General features: G+C 67.6%; 13 protein-coding genes. 11 read left to right on the top strand and 2 right to left on the bottom strand.

Annotated elements, in window-relative coordinates; genetic code table 11:
- Positions 1 to 4: 4 nt before the first annotated feature.
- The 10 genes from E2484_RS00555 to E2484_RS00510 are packed head-to-tail and all read left to right on the top strand — an operon-like array spanning position 5 to position 11,216.
- Positions 5 to 1,477 carry a cytochrome b gene (locus tag E2484_RS00555; protein ID WP_137283285.1) on the top strand — a complete coding sequence of 491 codons (1,473 nt, stop codon included), beginning with the start codon at positions 5 to 7 and terminating at the stop codon, positions 1,475 to 1,477.
- Complete coding sequence (locus E2484_RS00550) at positions 1,470 to 1,661, top strand: hypothetical protein (protein WP_137283284.1); 192 nt, start codon at positions 1,470 to 1,472, stop codon at positions 1,659 to 1,661. The genes E2484_RS00555 and E2484_RS00550 overlap by 8 nt, the downstream gene beginning before the upstream one ends.
- On the top strand, positions 1,654 to 4,710 hold the full coding sequence (locus E2484_RS00545) for a nitrate reductase subunit alpha (RefSeq protein WP_137283283.1): 3,057 nt from the start codon (positions 1,654 to 1,656) through the stop codon (positions 4,708 to 4,710). Before E2484_RS00550 ends, E2484_RS00545 begins: the two co-directional genes overlap by 8 nt.
- On the top strand, positions 4,707 to 5,837 hold the full coding sequence (gene narH, locus E2484_RS00540; protein WP_137283282.1) for a nitrate reductase subunit beta: 1,131 nt from the start codon (positions 4,707 to 4,709) through the stop codon (positions 5,835 to 5,837). The genes E2484_RS00545 and narH overlap by 4 nt, the downstream gene beginning before the upstream one ends.
- Complete coding sequence (locus tag E2484_RS00535) at positions 5,837 to 6,688, top strand: ethylbenzene dehydrogenase-related protein (RefSeq protein ID WP_137283281.1); 852 nt, start codon at positions 5,837 to 5,839, stop codon at positions 6,686 to 6,688. The genes narH and E2484_RS00535 overlap by 1 nt, the downstream gene beginning before the upstream one ends.
- Positions 6,688 to 7,395 carry a molecular chaperone TorD family protein gene (locus tag E2484_RS00530; RefSeq protein WP_137283280.1) on the top strand — a complete coding sequence of 236 codons (708 nt, stop codon included), beginning with the start codon at positions 6,688 to 6,690 and terminating at the stop codon, positions 7,393 to 7,395. The genes E2484_RS00535 and E2484_RS00530 overlap by 1 nt, the downstream gene beginning before the upstream one ends.
- Positions 7,392 to 8,297, top strand: a complete 906-nt coding sequence (locus tag E2484_RS00525; protein ID WP_137283279.1) for a phosphate ABC transporter permease — start codon at positions 7,392 to 7,394, stop codon at positions 8,295 to 8,297. Before E2484_RS00530 ends, E2484_RS00525 begins: the two co-directional genes overlap by 4 nt.
- Positions 8,294 to 9,256 (top strand): HEAT repeat domain-containing protein, encoded by a 963-nt coding sequence (locus E2484_RS00520; RefSeq protein WP_321111242.1) that lies wholly within the window; start codon positions 8,294 to 8,296, stop codon positions 9,254 to 9,256. The genes E2484_RS00525 and E2484_RS00520 overlap by 4 nt, the downstream gene beginning before the upstream one ends.
- A gap of 17 nt (positions 9,257 to 9,273) precedes the next feature.
- Positions 9,274 to 10,521: a P-loop NTPase gene (locus E2484_RS00515; protein ID WP_137283278.1), complete on the top strand. Its 1,248-nt coding sequence runs from the start codon at positions 9,274 to 9,276 to the stop codon at positions 10,519 to 10,521.
- Between the two features lie 5 nt (positions 10,522 to 10,526).
- Positions 10,527 to 11,216: a molybdenum cofactor guanylyltransferase gene (locus E2484_RS00510; protein WP_137283277.1), complete on the top strand. Its 690-nt coding sequence runs from the start codon at positions 10,527 to 10,529 to the stop codon at positions 11,214 to 11,216.
- A gap of 14 nt (positions 11,217 to 11,230) precedes the next feature.
- Here the strand turns inward: E2484_RS00510 and E2484_RS00505 are convergent, their stop codons facing one another.
- Positions 11,231 to 13,831, bottom strand: a complete 2,601-nt coding sequence (locus E2484_RS00505) for a methyl-accepting chemotaxis protein (protein WP_137283276.1) — start codon at positions 13,829 to 13,831, stop codon at positions 11,231 to 11,233.
- A gap of 394 nt (positions 13,832 to 14,225) precedes the next feature.
- Between E2484_RS00505 and E2484_RS00500 the strand changes: the two genes are divergently transcribed.
- Entirely contained in the window at positions 14,226 to 15,317 is a 1,092-nt protein-coding gene (locus E2484_RS00500) for a pyridoxal-phosphate-dependent aminotransferase family protein (RefSeq protein ID WP_137283275.1), read from the top strand.
- 12 nt (positions 15,318 to 15,329) lie between these two features.
- On the opposite strand, the gene E2484_RS00495 is transcribed toward E2484_RS00500, so the two are convergent.
- On the bottom strand, positions 15,330 to 19,310 hold the full coding sequence (locus E2484_RS00495) for a PAS domain S-box protein (protein ID WP_137283274.1): 3,981 nt from the start codon (positions 19,308 to 19,310) through the stop codon (positions 15,330 to 15,332).
- Between the last annotated feature and the right edge of the window lie 58 nt (positions 19,311 to 19,368).

Raw genomic sequence — 19,368 nt, 5'->3', positions numbered from 1 at the left:
CCGGATGTGGCGCTCGATTTACGACTGGTTCGACGCGCGCTTCGACCTCGACCGGGGGAGCGCGTTCCTCGGCAAGGCGTTCCCGGCGGAGGACTCGTTCCTGCTGGGCGAAGTCGCGCTGTTCTCGTTCGCCGTGCTGGTCCTGACGGGGATGTTCCTCGGCTTCTTCTTCGAACCGAGTACGACCACCGTGACCTACGACGGGAGCGTGGCCCAGTATCAGGGCGAGGACCTGCCCGCCGCGTTCGTGAGCGTCCTCAACATCACCTACGACGTGCCGTACGGGATGTTCCTGCGGCGACTCCACCACTGGGCAGCCCACTTCTTCGTGGCGTCCATCGGTCTGCACATGCTCCGGGTGTTCTTCACCGGGGCGTACCGCAACCCGCGCGAACCCAACTGGGTCGTCGGCGGTCTGCTGGCCCTGCTCGCCATCTTCGCGGCGTACACCGGCTACTCGCTCCCGTTCGACGAGTTCGCCAGCACCGCGACCGGAATCGGGTACAGCATCGCCACCTCGGTCCCCCTGCTCGGCGACCTGATAGCGAAAATCGTCTTCGGCGGCGACTACCCGTCGAGCGCGACCGTCCCCCGCTTCTACTTCCTTCACGTCTTCGTCATCCCGGTCGCAATCATCGGACTCATCGGTGTCCACATGGCGATACTGATACGCCAGAAGCACACCGAAGGTCCCAGAAGCGGCGACGTGGCGGGCGAACTCACCATCGACCGCGGCGACGACACCTACGTGGTCGGTCTCCCGGCGTTCCCGAACCAGGCCGCGGTCAGCGTCGTGGTGTTCTTCCTGACGCTGGCGACCCTCTCGCTGCTGGCGGGGTTCCTGCCGGTCCACAACGTCGCCCAGTACGGCCCGAACGACCCGTCGGCGACGCCGTCGCTCATCATGCCCGACTGGTTCCTGATGTGGGTGTTCGGCTTCCTGAAACTGATGCCGGCGTGGATGGGGTTCACCGTCCCGTTCACCGACGTACACGTCTCGACCGAGTTCCTCAGCGGCGTCGTCCTACCGGGAATCGTCTTTGCGATAGTGTTCGCGTGGCCGTTCATCGACTACCGGGAGGAACCGACCCACTTCACGGCGGACCCGCTGGCCCGGCCGTGGCAGACTGCGGTCGGAGTCGCGGCGGTGATATTCATCATGATAGCGTCCATCGCCGGGATGAACAACATCCTCGCGGACATCGTGGACATCTCGACCGACCTGATCAACACGGTGCTCATCGCGGCGGTCATCGTCGGCCCGGCCGTCGCGGGCGCTATCACCTACCTCGTGCTCAAGGGGAACGACCGGACGCGGGCGCCCGAGCGCGGCGAACCCGCCGCTGACGGAGGCGGCGAGTCGGCGGCCGAGCGACCCGTAGGGAACGAAACAGATGTGGAAGACGAAGGGATAGAAGGGGTAGACGAACATACAGAGAGTGAAGAGCAACCTCTGGAAGGGGATTCGCGTGAGTAGACCGCTCGTCGCGGTCCCGACCCGGACGTATCGACTCCTCGACTACGCCACGAAACTCGGCGGTCTCGGTCTCGTCGCGGTCGGATTGGAGGTCGGCGGCGCGACCCTGCCCGGCCTCGCGCTCGGCGCGTGCGGGGCCGCTCTCGGAGTGAGTACCGTCTTCATCGAAACCACCAATGAGTGACCACGACCCGAACCTCGACGCGGAAGACGAACGCGAAGCGAACGACAGGAGCATCGGTCGCCGAGGCTTTCTGAAGGGACTCGGCGTGACGGCCGCGGTCGGCGCGGGCGGGACGACCGTCGCCGACGAGTTCACCCAGATGCGGGGGCTCGAAGCGGTCGAGGGCGACGACTACATCGGCAACTACCCCTACCGGGACTGGGAGGACTTCTACCGCGAGAAGTGGGACTGGGACTCGGTCTCCCGGAGTACCCACGGCGTCAACTGCACGGGGAGTTGCTCGTGGAACGTCTACGTCAAGAACGGGCAGGTCTGGCGCGAGGAGCAGGCCTCCGACTATCCCGAGATAAACGACGAACTCCCGTCGTCGAACCCCCGCGGTTGCCAGAAGGGCGCGTGCTACACCGACTACGTCAACGCCGAGCAGCGCATCAAGTACCCGCTCCGCCGGGTCGGCCAGCGCGGCGAGGGCAAGTGGCGGCGCATCTCGTGGGACGAGGCGCTGGACGAGATCGCCCAGAAGGTCGTGACCGAGGTCGAGCGGGGCAACTACGACGCCATCTCGGCGTTCACGCCGATTCCGGCGATGAGTCCCGTCTCGTTCGCCTCGGGGACGCGGTTCATCAGCCTCATCGGCGGCGTGAGCCACAGTTTCTACGACTGGTACTCCGACCTGCCGCCGGGCGAACCCCTGACGTGGGGCACCCAGACCGACAACGCCGAGAGCGCCGACTGGTACAACGCCGACTACATCATCGCGTGGGGGTCGAACGTCAACGTCACCCGCATCCCGGACGCGAAGTTCTTCCTCGAAGCCGCGTACAAGGGGACCAAGCGGGTCGGCGTCTTCACCGACTACTCCCAGACCGCCATCCACTGCGACGAGTGGCTATCGCCGAAGGCGGGGTCGGACGCCGCGCTCGCGCTCGGGATGGCTCGAACCATCGTCGACGAGGGCCTGCACGACGTCCCGCACCTCAAGGAACAGACCGACATGCCGCTGCTCGTCCGCGAGGACACCGGAAAGCTCCTCCGGGTCGCGGACGTTCGGAACCTCTCGACCGACGGCGACGCCGAGAAGGTGTTCGTGATGGCCGACCAGCAGGGAACCCTCCGGCAGGCACCGGGGTCGCTCGGGAACCGCGACGGCAAGCACGACCACGACGCCAGCATCGAACTCGGCTTCGACCCGCAACTCGGCGTCGAGCGGAGCGTCGACGTGCAGGGCGGCGGAAGCGCGAACGTGCGAACGGTGTGGCTGAACCTGCGGGACGAACTGTCGAACTACACGCCCGAGCGCATCAACGAAATCACGGGCGTCGGCCGGGACACCCACCAGCAGATAGCCCGGGAGTTCGCCCAGTCCGACCGGGGGAAGATAATCCACGGCAAAGGCGTCAACGACTGGTATCACAACGATTTGGGCAATCGCGCCATCCAGTTGCTGGTGACGCTCACCGGCCACATCGGGAGACAGGGAACCGGGTTCGACCACTACGTCGGCCAGGAGAAGATCTGGACTTACCGCGGCTGGAACCGACTCACGTTCCCGACGAGCGGCACCCGCGCCGTGCCGACCACCCTGTGGACGTACTTCCACGGCGACATCCTCGGTAACATCGATCCCGACACGCGCCAGCGCATCCAGACCGCCGTGGACGAGGGGTGGATGCCCGTCTACCCCGCCGAGCGCGAGGACGGGTCGCGTCCCGACCCGTCGACGATGTTCGTCTGGCGGGGCAACTACTTCAACCAGTCGAAGGGCGGCGTCGCCATCGAGAACGTCCTCTGGCCGAAACTCGACCTCGTCGTGGACATCAACTTCCGGATGGACTCGACCGCGCTCTACAGCGACATCGTGCTTCCGGCGGCCAGCCACTACGAGAAGCACGACCTGTCGATGACCGACATGCACTCGTACGTCCACCCGTTCACGCCAGCCATCGAACCCCTCGGCGAGTCGAAGTCCGACTGGGAGATATTCCGTCTCATCGCCGAACGGGTGCAGGAGGTGGCCCAGGAACGGGGCGTCGACCCCGTCGACGACCGGGAGTTCGACCGCCAGATAGACCTCACCTCGGTCCACGACGACTACGTGCGCGACTGGGAGACCGACGAACCGGGCGCGCTCGAAGACGACCGGGCGGCCTGCGAGTTCATCCTCGAACACTCCGAGGAGACGAACCCGGAGGACAGCGACGAGCAGATAACCTTCGAGGACGTCGTCGAGCAACCCCGGCGGTTCCTCGACGCGGGCGAACACTGGACCTCGCCGGTCGAGGACGGCGAGGCCTACACCCCGTGGAAGCGGTACGTCCAGGAGAAAGAGCCGTGGCCGACGTTCACCGGCCGCCAGCAGTACTACATCGACCACGACTGGTTCCTCGACTTCGGCGAACAGCTTCCGACCCACAAGGAACCCGAGGAACTCCAGTCGTCGGAGGACTACCCGCTCCGGTACAACACGCCACACGGTCGGTGGTCCATCCACTCGACGTGGCGCGACAACGAGCACATGCTCCGACTCCAGCGCGGCGAACCGCTCGTCTACCTCAGTCCGGAGGACGCCGAGGAGCGCGGCATCGAAGACGGCGACACCGTCCGCATCTACAACGACCTCGACGACCTCGAACTCCAGGCGAAGATCTACCCGAGTAGCGAACCCGGGGTCGCCCGGATGTACTTCGCGTGGGAACGGTTCCAGTTCCCGAGTCGGGGCAACTTCAACACCCTCGTCGGGATGTACATGAAGCCGACCCAATTGGTGCAGTACCCCGAGGACACCGGCGAACACCTCGAATTCGTCCCGAACTACTGGGGACCGACGGGAGTGAACAGCGACGTTCGTGTCGAGGTCGAACGCGTCGAGGGACAGGACGGCGGCGAGACGACGACCGGAGGTGCGGAGACGACCGAAAGCGGGACGGCGGACGAAGACGGTACGGAACCCCGCGAGACGACGACCGGAGGTGCGGCGACCGACGCGACGGAGGAGGGCGAAGCGACCGACGCGACGGGCGAGGAGTCGCCCGGAGGTGATTCTCAGTGAGTTCCCAGAATCAGCAAGACGAGACCACCACGACCCAGTCCGACCAGCGCGGCATCGACGTCGCGGACGGCATCGACCACCAGGTGGCGATGGTGATGGACCTCAACAAGTGCATCGGCTGTCAGACCTGCACCATCGCCTGTAAGAAGCTCTGGACCGACAGCGGCGGCCGCGAGTGGATGTACTGGAACAACGTCGAGACCAAACCCGGCGAGGGCTACCCCCGCAACTGGGAGGAGAAGGGCGGCGGCTACGAGTCGCCCGAGCAGGCCGAGAACGACGCCCACGGCGAGCGCGACCCCGGCGAACTCCCGTCCCAGGAGGACTGGGGCCGGGCGTGGGAGTTCAACCACAGCGAGATCATGTACGACGGGAGCGACGACGCGCTTCGACCCCAAGGTAGCGAACCGGAGTGGGGTCCCAACTGGGACGAGGACCAGGGCGCGGGCGAGTACCCCAACTCGTATTATTTCTACCTCCCGCGAATCTGCAACCACTGTACCCATCCGTCCTGCGCGGAGGCCTGCCCGCGGAAGGCCCTCTACAAGCGCGAGGAGGACGGCATCGTCCTCGTGGACCAGGAGCGATGCCGCGGATATCGCTACTGCGTGGAGGGGTGTCCGTACAACAAGGTCTACTACAACGTGATGCGCAAGCGCTCGGAGAAGTGCATCTTCTGCTACCCCCGCATCGAGGGCGGGGATACTGGCGAGGGGAACTTCAACCTCAACGACGGCGAGGCGGTCCCGCCCGCCTGCGCCACCGAGTGCCCGCCACAACTGCGACTCGTGGGCTACCTCGACGACGAGGACGGGCCGATATACAAACTGGTCGAGGAGTACGAAGTCGCGCTCCGACTCCACCCCGAGTTCAACACTCAGCCGAACGTCTACTACATCCCGCCGTTCGCGCCGCCTCAGCACGACGAGGAGACCGGCGAGTCCATCGACGTCGAGCGCATCCCGCGGCCGTACCTCGAAGAACTGTTCGGCGAGCAGGTCCACGAGGCGCTCGACACCATCGAGCGCCACCGCGACCGGGTCCGGCGCGGCGGCGAGAGCGAACTCATGGACCTGCTCACGACGAACAACATGGCCCAGCAGTATCGACTGGAGGTGTTCGAGTAGTGAGACTCGACCGGACGGGACCCGGCACGAAACTCACCGTGGCGCTCGCGCTCGTCGCCGTGGTCGCCGTCGTCCCGCAGTTCGTCGTGGGGCAGGACCCCGCGGGCGAGATTCCCGTGTTGTCGGCGTCCCAGTCGCAGGCGTCGTCGCTGTCGGACCCGACTGCACCGGTCTGGAACGACGCCGCCACGGTCACGGTACCGCTTTCGAGCGCGCCGAGCAATGCCCCGAACGCCAACGACACCTCGATAGAACGGATGAACGTCCAGACCGCTCGCTCGGAGGGGACGCTGTTCGTCAGGCTCACCTGGAGCGACGCCACCGAGGACGGCAACGTGACGCCCTCGCAGTACGAGACGCCCCGGACCACCTCGTTCGGCGACGCCGTCGCCGTCCAGTTCCCGGCCAACGCGAGCGCCGAACCCGGAATCGCGATGGGCGGGCCGAACGCGATGGTGAACCTGTGGTGGTGGAACGGCGCACAGGGCGACGAGGAACTGCTCGCCGCCGGACCCGGGACCTCGACTCGGTTCCCGAACGCGAGCGTCGAGGCCAACGGCACCTACCGGGACGGTCGGTGGCACGTCGTGTTCGAGCGGAAGTTGCCCGCCGACGCCGACCGACGAACCGACCTCGACGTGAACGAGAACGTGAACGTCGCCTTCGCGGTCTGGAACGGGTCGAACGCCGAGCGGGCCGGACGGAAGTCGGTGAGCGACTGGCAGTATCTCCCGTTCGGGCCGGAACCGGAGGGACCGCCGTACCAGACCATCCTGTGGACCATCGCCGGTATCGCTATCGTCGTCGTGGTGGCGGTGTCCGCGATGGCCGTCCAGCGAGGTGGAAGCTGATGGGAACGAACTCGGACGACGCCGACGCCGCGGGGCGACTCCGCCAGGCCGACCTCGACGCCGACGCGGCCGCCCGCGGCGGCCTGTACGCCCTGCTCGCGCGGGCGTTCGAACACCCGGACGAGGCGTTCTACGAGGCGCTCGCTGACGCCGACCTCCGCGAGCAGGTCGAGTCGCTGGTCGAGCGAACCCCGCTGTCGGTCCCCGTCGAGTCGCTCGACACCGACGACGACTTCGACACCCTTTGCGCCCGCTACAACGACGTGTTCGTCCTCGGTTACGCCGAGTACGAGGACCGGACCGACGGGTCGCTCTCGACCGACGAACCGCCGGTGCCGCTCTACGAGTCGGCCTACCGGCCGAACGCGTCGTGGAACGACGTGAACCTCGACCTCGCGCGGGCCTACGACTACTACGGGTTACAGCCAGACGAGTCCGACCGAGAACACCACGACCACCTCCGACTCCAACTCGAGTTCGCGGGCTACCTCGCCCGCCGGGAGGCCGCGTTCGACGGCGACGACGACGCAATCGCTCGGTTCGACTTCCTCGACCGCCACCTCCGCATCCTCGTCGAGGGCGTCGTCGAGCGCACCCGAGACGAACCGAACACGGGCGCGTACGGCCAGTTCGCGGAACTGCTCGACGCGTTCACCGCCGCAGACAGGCGGGACCTGGCGGCGCGACTCGACGGAGGGCCGCCGTGAGCCAGTCGCGTCCCGCGGTCGCCTGGGTTCGCGCGCTCGTCGGCGCGGCCGCCAGAGCGGTCGCTGCGGTGGCTACCGACGTCACCTCGCGTTCGCGGAACGTCCGCGTCCGCGCTCTCGCGGGCGCGGCGGCCCTTCTCGGTGCGGTTCCGCTGGCCGCCACGCGACTCGTCGTGAACAGTCCGCTCCACGTTCCGGGCGCCGCGTCGGCGGGGTGGTACGAACTCGTCCGACTCGCGGCGCTTGTCGGTCCGGCGACCGCCGCGGTCGCTCTCGGCGTGACCGCGGACCGCGAACTGGAGCGGGTCGGCCTGCTCTCGGTCGGCGTGTTCGGCCTGCTCTCGGCCGTGACCTCCGCGGTCGCGGTGCCGACGGTCGGCGCGCTCGTCGCCGGGGGCTGGCTGGTCGTCGCCGGACAATTCGACCGGCGGCCCGGCCCGCGGGAGGCGGTCGCCGGCGCACTGGTCGGCGGTCTGACGCTCTCGCTGGTCGGTGCCGCCGGGTATCGCCCGGTCGCGTTCCGGTCGGCCGGGACGACCGCCGCGCTCCTCGGGATGGCCGCGACCCCGCTCGCGGTCCGGGCCGGGCGGCGAGGACTCGCGGTCGGCGGTCTCGTCGCCGTCGGAGCCTACGCCCTGATATTGGAGGCTCCGTTCGTCAGCGGTGCGGTCGCGCTGGCCGCCGGGGCCGCCATCGACCCGCCGAGTGTACTGCTCGCACTGGCAGTGGGCGGAACGACGGCGACGGTCGCCGACGGCCTGTCGGACCGGCGCGTCTCGGCCGCGGTCGGTGGAACGCTCCTCCTCGTCGCTGGCGTTCCGGCCAGCATCCCGCGGGGCGTCTCCGTGGCGGTCGCAGTCGCGTTCCTGCTCGCCGCGGCGTCCGGAGGTGATTCCACGTGACGAACCACGATTGTAACTGTACCGACGACAGCGGTTGTAACTGCTCTCACGGCCACGACGAGGATTCCGTGGACCACGGCTGTGACTGCACCAGCGACCACGGCGGCGGTTCCGAGAGCCACGCCTGCGGGTCCGAGGAGGAGACCGACGGGCCGCCCGACCCGCAACTCGACCCGACGCGGAGTCCGGGATTCGGCGAGGAACCGTTCGACAGCCTCGCCGACATCGAAGTGGGCCGGGACGTGACCCTCGGGGAGATGGACCCCGAGGAACTCACCGCGAGCGACACCGACCCGGTGGCCGACGCCTCGGCGCGCGACCTGCTCGACGACCTCGACGCCGGGTCGAAGACCGAGCGCCGCCGGGCCACCCTCGCGCTCGCCGACACCGACGGCTCCGAACCGGTGGTTGCCGCGCTCTCGCGGGTGGCGCTCGAAGACGACGACGCGGACGTCCGACAGTTCGCGGTCGAGTCGCTCGGCAAACTCGGCGGCGAGCGCGCCGCGGAGGTCGCCCGCGAGGTCTCGCACGACGACGACCCGTGGGTCCGCGCGGAGGCGGTCGTGACCCTCGACCGACTCGACCGCGAGGCCCACGCCGACCGGATGGAGGCGGCGCTCGACGACGACCACCACGCGACCCGGCGCAACGCCGTGATATCGCTGTTCAAACTCCGCGGCGAGGACGTGCTCGACGACGTGTTACCCCTCGCTGGCGACCCGAGCGAGCGCGTCCGGGAGTGGGTCGCCCACGTGCTGGGCGGCATCGACGACGACCGCGCCCGCCGAACGCTGGAGGGGATGGCGTTCTCCGACGACAGCGACATCGTGGCCGTCACCGCCAAGCGCGCCCGGTCGGTCGACCCGCACCGCTTCCGGCGGCAGTTCACCGGCGCGATGGCGGAGTCCGAGACGCTCCTCCCCGGCGAAGACCTGCTCAACAGACAACCGAACCTCTGAACCCCGAAACCAACGTCATGAACTCCGAAACGCAACTACAGGACGACGTGGAGACCGCGCTCCGAGCGGTCGAGGACTCGCGCACGGGAACGAACGTCTTCGAGGCCGGACTGATAGCCGACATCGAAGTCGAGGACAACGCGGTCACGGTCGGGGCTGACCTCCACCAGTTCGACCCCCGGACGACCGACGAGGTGATGCGGACCCTGCTCGCGGCGGTCCACGACGTGCCGGGCGTCGAGAGCGCCCACGTCGAACCCGCCGGGCCGGACACCGACGGCCGGGTCTCCATCGCGGAGATAGACACCGTGGTCGCCGTGGCGTCCACGAAGGGCGGGGTCGGCAAGACCACCGTCGCTACCCAGTTGGCCTGCGCGCTCGCCGCCGACCGCGAGGTGGGACTGTTTGACGCCGACATATTCGGGCCGAACGTCCCCTCGTTGCTGGACGTGGACGGCCCCATCCTGTCCGACGACGAGGACAATCCCATTCCGGCCACCGTCGGGGGAATGGAGGTCATGAGCGTGGGCCTGATGACCGAGGGCGGGCCGCTGGCGTGGCGCGGCGCGATGGCTCACGACGCGCTCTCGGACCTCTTCGCCGACACCGCGTGGGACGACCCCGACACCCTCGTCATCGACCTGCCGCCCGGTACCAGCGACGTGCTACTGACCACACTTCAGGAGGTCCCCATCGACGGCGTGGTCTTCGTCACGACGCCGTTCCACACCAGCGTCGAGGACACCCGGCGGAGTCGCCGCCTGTTCGAGGAGAACGGGGTCCCGGTCCTCGGGACGGTCGTCAACATGGACCACTTCGTCTGCGAGGGGTGCGACCGGGACCACGACATGTTCCCCGGCCAGTCGCCCTCGGAGGGCCTCGACGTGCCGGTGTTGGCTCGGCTTCCGTTCTCGCCCGACTTGCAGACTCGGCCGGAACCGGAGACTGCTCCGGAGGCGTTCGTCGCACTCGCCGAGACGGTTACGGACCGGTTGGAAGCCGTCGAGCGTCTCGAACTCCCCGACGACCCGGTGGATATCCGCGGCCTCGAAGCCCAGAAACGAGTCGAGCGAGTCCGCGAAGCGTTCGAGGGTCTCGACTCGGGCGAACCGCTCTACCTCGTGAGCGACCGCGACCCGACTCCCGTGGGGGAGTTCCTGACCGACCTCGCGGGCAGGGAGGGCGAACCGACCGACGCACTCCCGGAGTTCACGGTCGAGCGACGCGGCCTCGAGAAGTGGGTACTCCGGGCGGTTCACCCCTGAGCGCCATGACGGGAGACGCCGGTCGTCCCGCGGACTCCCCTCGTTTCGCAGACTCCACCTCTCCCCCGTTTACCGGCGTCGTCCTCGCGGGCGGTCACAGCCGACGCTTCGGCGAGACGAACAAGGCGGTCGCAGTCGTGGACGGCGATACCTACGTCCAACGCGCCGTCCGAACCGTTCGCGCCGTCGCGGACGACTCGCCGCTAGTCGCGGTGAAGGACGACGACCAGCGCGCCACCGTCGAAGCGGGACTGGAGTCGGCCGCCGACGCGAGATTCGCTTTCGACGCGACTTCGTTCGGGGGACCGCTCTCGGGGCTGTACGGGTCGCTCTCCGCGGTCCACACCGAGTGGCTGTTCCTGACCGGGTGCGACATGCCGCGACTCCGCCCGGCGGCGATAGCGTGGCTCGCGAACCGCCTCCGGACGACCCGTTCGCCGCCGGACGCGCTCGTCCCGGTGCATCCGGACGGAGGGCGCGAACCGTTGCACGCGTTCTATCGACGGGACGCGGTGGCCGACGCTCGGAGTCGGCTTCGGCCCGACGACGGCCTCCAGACGCTTCTGGACGCGCTGTCGGCCCCGACGACCGTCCCGATTCCGGCCGCCCCGTCGGACGTGTCGCTCGCAACCTCGGTCGAGAACGTCAACACGAAGCGAGAGCATCGACGAGTCCGGCACACGGTCGAACGATAGAGAACGAGATTCCGCTACGTCGAGTCCGGCGACTCGACGGGTCGTTCGTCGGCGTCGTCGCGTTCGTCTCCATCGCCCGCCTCGTCGGGTTCGTCCTCGTCGCCCGCGTCGTCGCTTTCGTCTCGACTCTCTCCGTCGAGAATCGCTCCGGAATCGGTGTCCGCCGGGAGCGCAACCCCTTCGTCGGCGGCGATTTCGGTCGGCAGGTCGGTCTCGTCGGCGAGCGACCTATCGACAGTGGCGTCGGTCGTATCGACGATAGCGCCGGTTCTATCGACGCTGGCGTCGGTCTCGAAGCGGGCGAGGGCCTCCGACAGGCCCTCGGCCTGCGCGGTCAGGTCGTTTGCCGACCGGGAGACTTCGGTCAGGGCGGAGGTCTGCTCTTCGGCGGCCGCGGCGACGTTCGACGCCTCCGCGGTCGTCTCCTCGCTGATTCGGGCCACCTCATCGAACATGGCGACGACTTCCTCGGTCGCGTCGGCCTGCTCTTCGGTCGCCTCGCTGATGTTCTGGATGCCGGTGTTGGTCTCTTGGGCGTAGTCGGCGATCTCTTCGAGGGCGTCCACGGCGCGGGCTATCGAGTCGGTGTGTTCCGAAATCTTTTCGCTCGCCGACTGGACCTCCTCGCCCGTGCGCTCGGTCTGGGCCTTGATGCGGTCGAGGCGCTGTTCGATGTCCTCGGCCGCGATTTTGGCCTCCTCGGCGAGGTCCTTTATCTTGTTCGCTACCGCCGCGAACCCCTCGGGATTCCCGCCGTCGGTACTCGACCGCGACACCTCGATGCTGGCGTTGAGCGCGAGCATGTTTGTCTGGGTGGCGATCTCCCGGATGAACTCGATGAGTTCGTCCACCTCGGTCACCTCGTCTTCGAGTCGCTGGATTTCGGCGACCGCTTCGTCGGACTCGGCCTCTATCTCGGCCAGACCGCGAATCGCGTCCTGTGCGGCCTCCTGCCCCTCGCGGCCGGTCTCGGCGGTCTCGGCGGCCAACTCGGCGACCTGGTTCGAGGAGGCCGCTATCTCCTCGGTCGTCGCCGACAGGCCGCTGAGTTCGTCCGCGACGGTCTGCAACTGCTCGTTCTGGCTGTCGGCACCGTCGGAGATCTCCTGAATCGACTCGGTGACTTGCTCGCTGGCCGAGTACACCTCCTCCGAGGAGGCGGTCACGACCTCGCTAGCGTCGGCCACCTCGTCGGCGAACGCCGCGAGGTCGGCCATCGTCGTCTCGATGTCGGCCATCATCTCGTTGAACGCCTCGGCGATGGCGGTCATCGCCTCGTTGTCGCTATCGGGGTCCATCCGCCGGGTGAGGTCGCCGTCGGCGCACGCCTCCATCACGCCGTGGTAGTCGTCGGCCTTGCGTTCGAGGTGGCTGTTGAGTCGCTCGGTCGTCCGAATCTGGTCGCGCAACTCGTCGCGCATGCTGGCGAACGCCGCGTAGAGCCGACCGAACTCGTCTTCGCGCCGGGTCCGGAGGTCCACGTCGAGTTCGCCCTGCTCCATGCGCCGACTCCGCTCGCGCAGGTCCGCCAGCGGTCGGACGGTCCGCCGCCCGAGGACGAGTCCGACACCGAGGAGCGAGAGCAGACTCGCGCCCACGAGGAGTCCGATGTTCCGCCCGACGGCCGTACTCAGGGCGTAGGCCTCCTGCTTTTCTATCGCGGTCGCGGCCACCCAGTCGGTGCCTTCGATGGGCGAGTAGGCCAGAACGTAGTCGCCCTGCTCCCGAAGGCCGACCTCCGAGGCCGTGCCGCCGTCCCCGCCGGTCGCGGAGTCGTCGCCGATTTCGGAGACCCCGCCGTCGCCGCCGGTCAGCATTCCCGCCGAAGAGACGTTCGTCTCGTCGCTCTCCAGCACGGTCTCGCCGTCGGTATCGACTATCCACGTCGTCTGGTTCGTCGCTGGCTGGTGGAGTTGCGCCACTCGGTCGTCGATACCGCCCGCGACGACCAGATACGCGTCGTCGTCACCGGCGACGGGGCTGGCGACCGCCATGTACTTGTGGTCGTCCGTGTACCACGGCGAGTCCTCGTCGGTGTACGACGTCGTCTTCGAGACGTAGGCGTGGGAGGTCCACACGTCGTCGTCACCCTCGAACGACGCGGCGACCGACTCGTTCGACCACGGCATCTCCACACGGTCGAGCGACCAGCCTTCGACGGTCTGCTTCGTGCTGGCGACGACGATACCCCGCTCGGTGTCGACCAGATACATCGCCTTGGCCCCGTTCGACGACCGATTCATCGCCGCCTTGAGCCGCTGTCGTTTCTCGGTCCGGTTGCCCTCGGCGAGCGACGTCCGCGCCGAGAGCGTCCGGGTCTGGGTCTGCAGCCCCTGTATCCAGCGACTCAGCGAGTCGGCCTGTAGCGTCACCGCCGATTCGACTTCCGCGGCCGCCTCGTCGCGCGCCATGTCCCTCGCGTCCACGTAGGTCGTCGCGCCCGCCGCACCGACGACGAGGATGATCAGCGTAATCGAGAGCGTGAACTTCGCCGCGTACCGCCGACGAATCGCCGCTGGCGTCACCCACGCGACGAATCGACTCCACAACGAACGGCCCCCGGAATCGGCCGCCTCCCTTTCGGCTGTCGCCTCGCTACTACTTTCATCTCTCATTTATGTATTGGTCTTTCCGATAGTCTCGGTATAAATCTAATTGCCGATAGATTATTTAAAATTTCAGTAGAGTATGCGGATATTCCGCCGTACTCGTCGGTTTAGGCGGTGATTCCGCGGTGGCCGACGCGTCGCGTCGGTGACGAGTGTCACGGCATCGTCGAAGTATCAGACACTCGTCTGTTCTATCCGCTGAACTATATACTCCTATTCTTAACTACTATATCTATGTCCGAAAACTATTCTTAGATGGGTGGGTCGTCGGAGAGCGGAGTGAGACCGTCGGGGGTGCATCGCGGCGGGATGCGAGCGGTGCAACCGCGAGCGAGCGTGACCTCACACCGTCTTCGCTCGAACACGATTCCTTTAGATGGTCGGCGTCCAACGCCGTCACATGGTCGAAGACCGCGACGAACTGCTGATGACGCCCGGACCGACCGCCGTCCCGCCGGACGTGCGGGAGGCGATGAGTCGCCCTATCGTCAACCCCGACGTGGAAGCCCGGTTCTCGTCGTACTACGAGGAGTTGCTGGAGAAGGTCGGGCGCGTCTACGACACCGACGACGACGTGCTCGTGTTGAGCGGCGAGGGGATGCTCGGACTCGAAGCCAGCGTCGCCTCGCTGGTCGAACCCGGCGACGAAGTGCTGTGTCTGGCCAACGGCATCTTCGGCGAGGGGTTCGCGGACTTCGTGGAGATGCACGGCGGCGAGACCGTGGTCCACGACGCGCCCTTCGACTCGGGGTTCGACGTGGAGGCGGTGAAAGCGGTCGTGGAGGACCACGACTTCGCCGCCGCGACGATGGTCCACTGCGAGACGCCGACCGGTCTCCTCAACGACTTGGGAGAGATTCTGAACCTGTTGGACGAGGCGGGCGTCGTGACGATTGTGGACGCCGTGTCGTCGCTCGGCGGGACCGAGGTGCCGACCGACGCCATCGACGTGTGTCTGGGCGCGTCCCAGAAGTGCTTCAGTTCCCCGCCGGGACTGACGACGCTCTCGGTCAGCGACCGCGCGTGGGCGAAGGTCGAGGCGACCGAACAGGACACCTTCTACACCAGCCTCGAACCGTGGCGGGACGTCGACCTGCCCGACGACGACCCGCCACACCTGCCGTACACCCACGCGATCTCGAACCTCTACGCGCTGGAGGCGTCGCTGGACCGACTGCTCGACGAGGGCGTCGAGAACGTCTACGACCGCCACGAGGCGGTCGCCCGGCAGTGCCGCGAGCGCGGCCGGGACCTCGGTCTGGAACCGTTCGCCGACGCCGAGGCGCTCTGCTCGCCGACCGTGACCGCGTTCGAGGTCGAGGGCCGAGCGGCCGACCTCCGGCGACGACTCGAAACCGACCACGGCGTCGTCGTGGCGACCGGCCTCGGCGAACTCGCCGACGACGTGCTTCGAGTCGGTCACATGGGCTACAACGCCGACGACGAGCGCGTCGAGCGGACGATGGACGCGCTGGCCGACGTCCTCGACTGACTCGCGTTTCGCTCACCTGAGGCCGCTGGCGGGTTCCTCGAACAGCGCGCTCAGTAGCTTTTCCTCGGCGAGTCGGACGTGCTGGTGGAACGTCGCGTCGGCCACGTCGAGCGAGTCGGCCACCTCTTGGGCGCTGCTCGCGCGCGGCCACTCGAAGAACCCGGCGAAGTAGGCGGCCTCCAGCGCGTTGCGCTGGCGGTCGGTCATCTCGTCCGCCAGCACCTCGTCGAGTCGCCGGAGCGACTCGCCCGACCGGGAGACCTGCCGGCGGGTCACGACTTCGACCGTCGGGTAGGCGTCCCTGATTCGCTCCACGACGTTCCGAACGTCGACGGCCGGTGGGAAGTGGAGCGTCATGTGATAGTCGTCCTCGATAGTCGCCTCGTCGATGTAGCCGCCGTTGGACGTGACCACCGAGACGACCGGCGGTTCCGAGAGTCGGGCCTCGAACGTGGTGGTGCCGAACTCCTCGCGTATCACCGACACGTCCTCCCAGTGGGGGAGTCTGTCGGTCAGTGCCGTCAGCGTCTCCATCGCGTCACCGGTGGCGGTGCCGTACACCACGAACTCGCCGTCGCCGACCGGCACGGTCCGGTCGAACGAGATGGCCCCCTCGGTCTCGGGGAGACCCACCGTCTCGAACAGGTCCCGAATCCGGAACTCGAGTTCGACCACCTCGTCGCTCATCAGCGCCCGCTTGCGTTCGATGCTGGCTATCGCGTGGCCGACGACTTCGCCGAGTTGGCTGACGACCCGGCGCTCCTCGCCTTCGAAAGCGCCGACCCGGTCCGCGTACACGCCCAGGACCCCGTACAGCGTGTTCTCGTACACGACCGGAATCGCGGCCGAAGACCGGAAGCCGTGCTCTTTGGCCTGCTCACGCCAGGGAGCGAAGTCGGGGTCGTTGAGGCAGTCGGTCGTGACCTGGATCTCTCGCGTTTCGACGGCCCTGCCGGTCGGACCGCGGGCCGTCTCGTCGTCCGGGTCCACCGAAATCGTCACGTCGTCGAGGTAGCCTTCGACCCCGGCCTCGGCGCCGAGGGTCACGGTCTCGGCCCGGGGGTCTACCTCGCCGAACCACGCGAACGCGTACGAGTCCGAGTCGGCGAGGCGGTCGCAGACGACCTGCTCGACCTGCTCGCGGGTGGACTGCTGGACCAGCGCCTCGTTGATGTCGCGGACGACCGCGTTCAGGTTGTTGAGCGCGGTCAACTGCTCGCGGTGGCGCACGAGTTGCTCCTCGCGTCCCACCCTGTCGTAGGCCGCCTCGGCGTTCGCGGCGAGCAGTTCCACCAACTGGCGGGTCCGGGGGTCTAACTCGCCCACCTCGTTGGACCCGACGACGAGGATGCCGTGGTCGCCCATCGGCGCGAACGACCCCGCCCGCATCTCGGTGTCCGCCGGGTCGACGCTCAGGTTCGGGACCGTACAGATGTCGTCGTAGTGAGCGGGGTCGCCGTCGGCGAAGGTGGTCCCGGTGATACTGCTGTCGTCGGCCGGGATCTCGGGGAAGTCCTCGCGCATGACATCGGCTTCGACCGACTGCTCGGCGGGCCGGAGTCGGCCCGCGTCGTCGTCGTAACGGTAGACGAGGACGCCGGAGAGGTTGAGAACGTCGGTCGCCGCCCCGACCACGACGTCGCCGACCTCGGCCTTCGACCCCGCACCGAGCAGTTGACGCGAGGAGTCGTGAAGCGCCTTCAGCGTCTCTTCGAACTGTCTGCGCTCGGTCACGTCCCGAACCACGCCGACGCGGTGCGTTCCGTCGTCGGCCGGGAGGTGCGAGAACGTCGCCTCGGTCGGGACGCGCTCGCCGTCGGCGGTTCGGAGGTCGGCCTCGGCAGTCGTCAGGTCGTCGCCGTCGGATTCGAGTTTTCGCTCTATCTCGCGGCCGGTTTCGAGGCCCTCGTCGTCGGCCACCAGCGAGACCGGGCTTCCGAGGAGTTCCTCGCGGTCGTAGCCGACCATCTCGGCGTAGGCGTCGTTGACCAGCACGAACTCGCGGTCGTCGTTCACGACGTAGACGCCGTCTTCGACCGTCTCGACGATGCGCTCGTACTGTTCTAACTCGCGCTCGCGCTCCTTGCGCTCGGTGACGTCCCGGAAATAGACTGAGAGGCCGGACTCGGAGGGGTAGAGGTGGAACTCCAGCCACGCGTCCAACGGTTCGGAGAAGATCTCGAAGTCGGTCTTCGTCTGGGTCGCCATCGCTCGTTCGTACTGTTCGCGGAGGGTCGGTTCGACGGACTCCGGAATCACGTCCCAGATGCGCCGACCGAGCGGGTCGATATCCAGCGATTCGAGCATCGTCTCGGCTCGGTCGTTCAGATAGGTGAACCGCCAGTCGTCGTCCAGCGCGTAGAAGGCGTCGTCGACGCGCTCGAACACGTCGTCGAGTTCGCGCCGCAGGTCCTCGCGCTGGCGTTCGAGTCGCCGGGTCTGTTCCTTGAGACGGGTCACGTCGTTGGCGGTGGCGACGACTCGCTCCAGTTCGCCCTCGTCGTCTTCGAGGGGGACGGCAGTGACCGACACCCACCGAGGTTCGCCGTCCGGCAGTTCTATCCGGACCTCGCGTCGGACGACGGACTCGCCCGTTTCGAACACCTCCCTGACCGGTTTCTCCTCCAGGCGAACGGTCTCGCCGTCGCGGTTCGTCATCTCGCGTTCCCCCGCGGTGTAGCGCTCCATCTCGTCGAATGGCACGCCGACGACGTCGGCCATCCGCCGGTTCGACCTGACGACGTTCCCGTCGGCCGAGAACACCGAGATGCCGGTCTGACTCGCCTCCAGAATCCGCTCGGTGAGTTCCGTCTCGCGGTCCAGCGCGGTGGCCGCTCGCTGGCGTTCGATCAGTTCGCCGAGTTCCGTGCAGACCGACGAGAGGAGTTCGACCATCCGTTCGTCGGCGGAACGCGAGTCGGTCATACCGAGGACGAGAACCGCGACCACGCCCTCGTCGGTCGTGATGGGGACCCCTAGCGCGGATTCGATGCCGAAGCGGTCGGCCTGCCGGACTCGCGGGGCGGTCGCCGCCGAGTAGTCGGTCACGTCGCGCATCCACTCCGGTTCGCCCGACGCCCAGACCCGACCCGGGAGACCCTCACCGCGCTCGAAGGTGAACGACTCCGAGGCCGCCGCGAACGGTTCGAGGTCCTCGCGTTCGACGTAGTCGGCCGAGGCGCGTTCGAGGGGACCGTCCCCGTCGGGCACCCACGCCTCGCCGAACTCCCAGTCGGTCGCCTCGCAGACCTCCTGGAGGGTGGCGCGCAGGCCGCCCTCGAACGTCTCGGCCGCGGCGATGGAGCGCGTGGTCGAGTAGAGGAGTTTGCGCTCGACCTCGGCGTATCGGTCTTCGGTCATGTCGCGGGTGACTTTGGCGTACCCGACGAGCTCTCCGGCGTCGTGGATAGCCGTGATAGTGACGTCGGCCCAGAACCGCGACCCGTCGGCTCGGATCCGCCAACCCTGGTCCTCGACGGTTCCCCGGTCGGCGGCGTCGGCGAGGTTCTTCTCGGGGACGCCCGCGGCGGCGTCCTCGTCGGTGTAGAACGTAGAGACGTGGTCGCCGACTATCTCCTCGCGGTCGTACCCCTTGATGCGCTCGGCCCCCTGGTTCCAGCTTACGACTCGGCCCTCCGGGTCGAGACGGAAGATGGCGTACTCGTCGACGGCTTCCACGAGCGACCGGAAGCGCCACCTGCTCTCGCGGAGTTCGTCCTCGGTTGGCTTCTGGTCGGTGCTGTCGGTCACGGCCCCTTCGACCGCCGTCACTCCGGACGACTCGCCGGGAGGTCGCCACCAGACCCGGCCGCGAGCGCCGACCTTCTTGGTTTCGAGGTCGCCGCGCTCGACCAGTCGTTCGAGTCGGTTGTAGGCGGTCCGGCGCGAGCAGTCGAGAGCGTCGGCGACCTCGTTCGTCGTGTACGGGGCCGAAGGCGAGGTTCCGCGGTCGAAGACCGCGAGGGTGTCGGCGAGAGGGTCCGCGGCGTCCATGTGCGTTCGAGTGGACGACAGATATAAAATCTTCCGTCAACGGAAATAGAAGCCTCGC

The sequence above is a fragment of the Halorussus salinisoli genome, assembly GCA_005239435.1.
Classification (GTDB): Archaea; Halobacteriota; Halobacteria; order Halobacteriales; family Haladaptataceae; genus Halorussus; species Halorussus salinisoli.
Note: the sequence above shows the minus strand (reverse complement) of the source record. Positions and strands in the feature narration are given on the sequence as shown.

What these genes read in the sequence shown, in the direction of transcription:
- E2484_RS00505 (WP_137283276.1), bottom strand. Translation starts at nt 13,831, where the DNA reads ATGAGAGATGAAAGTAGTAGCGAGGCGACAGCCGAAAGGGAGGCGGCC.
- E2484_RS00530 (WP_137283280.1), top strand. Translation starts at nt 6,688, where the DNA reads ATGGGAACGAACTCGGACGACGCCGACGCCGCGGGGCGACTCCGCCAG.
- E2484_RS00500 (WP_137283275.1), top strand. Translation starts at nt 14,226, where the DNA reads ATGGTCGAAGACCGCGACGAACTGCTGATGACGCCCGGACCGACCGCC.
- E2484_RS00510 (WP_137283277.1), top strand. Translation starts at nt 10,527, where the DNA reads ATGACGGGAGACGCCGGTCGTCCCGCGGACTCCCCTCGTTTCGCAGAC.
- E2484_RS00555 (WP_137283285.1), top strand. Translation starts at nt 5, where the DNA reads ATGTGGCGCTCGATTTACGACTGGTTCGACGCGCGCTTCGACCTCGAC.
- E2484_RS00545 (WP_137283283.1), top strand. Translation starts at nt 1,654, where the DNA reads ATGAGTGACCACGACCCGAACCTCGACGCGGAAGACGAACGCGAAGCG.
- E2484_RS00495 (WP_137283274.1), bottom strand. Translation starts at nt 19,310, where the DNA reads ATGGACGCCGCGGACCCTCTCGCCGACACCCTCGCGGTCTTCGACCGC.
- E2484_RS00515 (WP_137283278.1), top strand. Translation starts at nt 9,274, where the DNA reads ATGAACTCCGAAACGCAACTACAGGACGACGTGGAGACCGCGCTCCGA.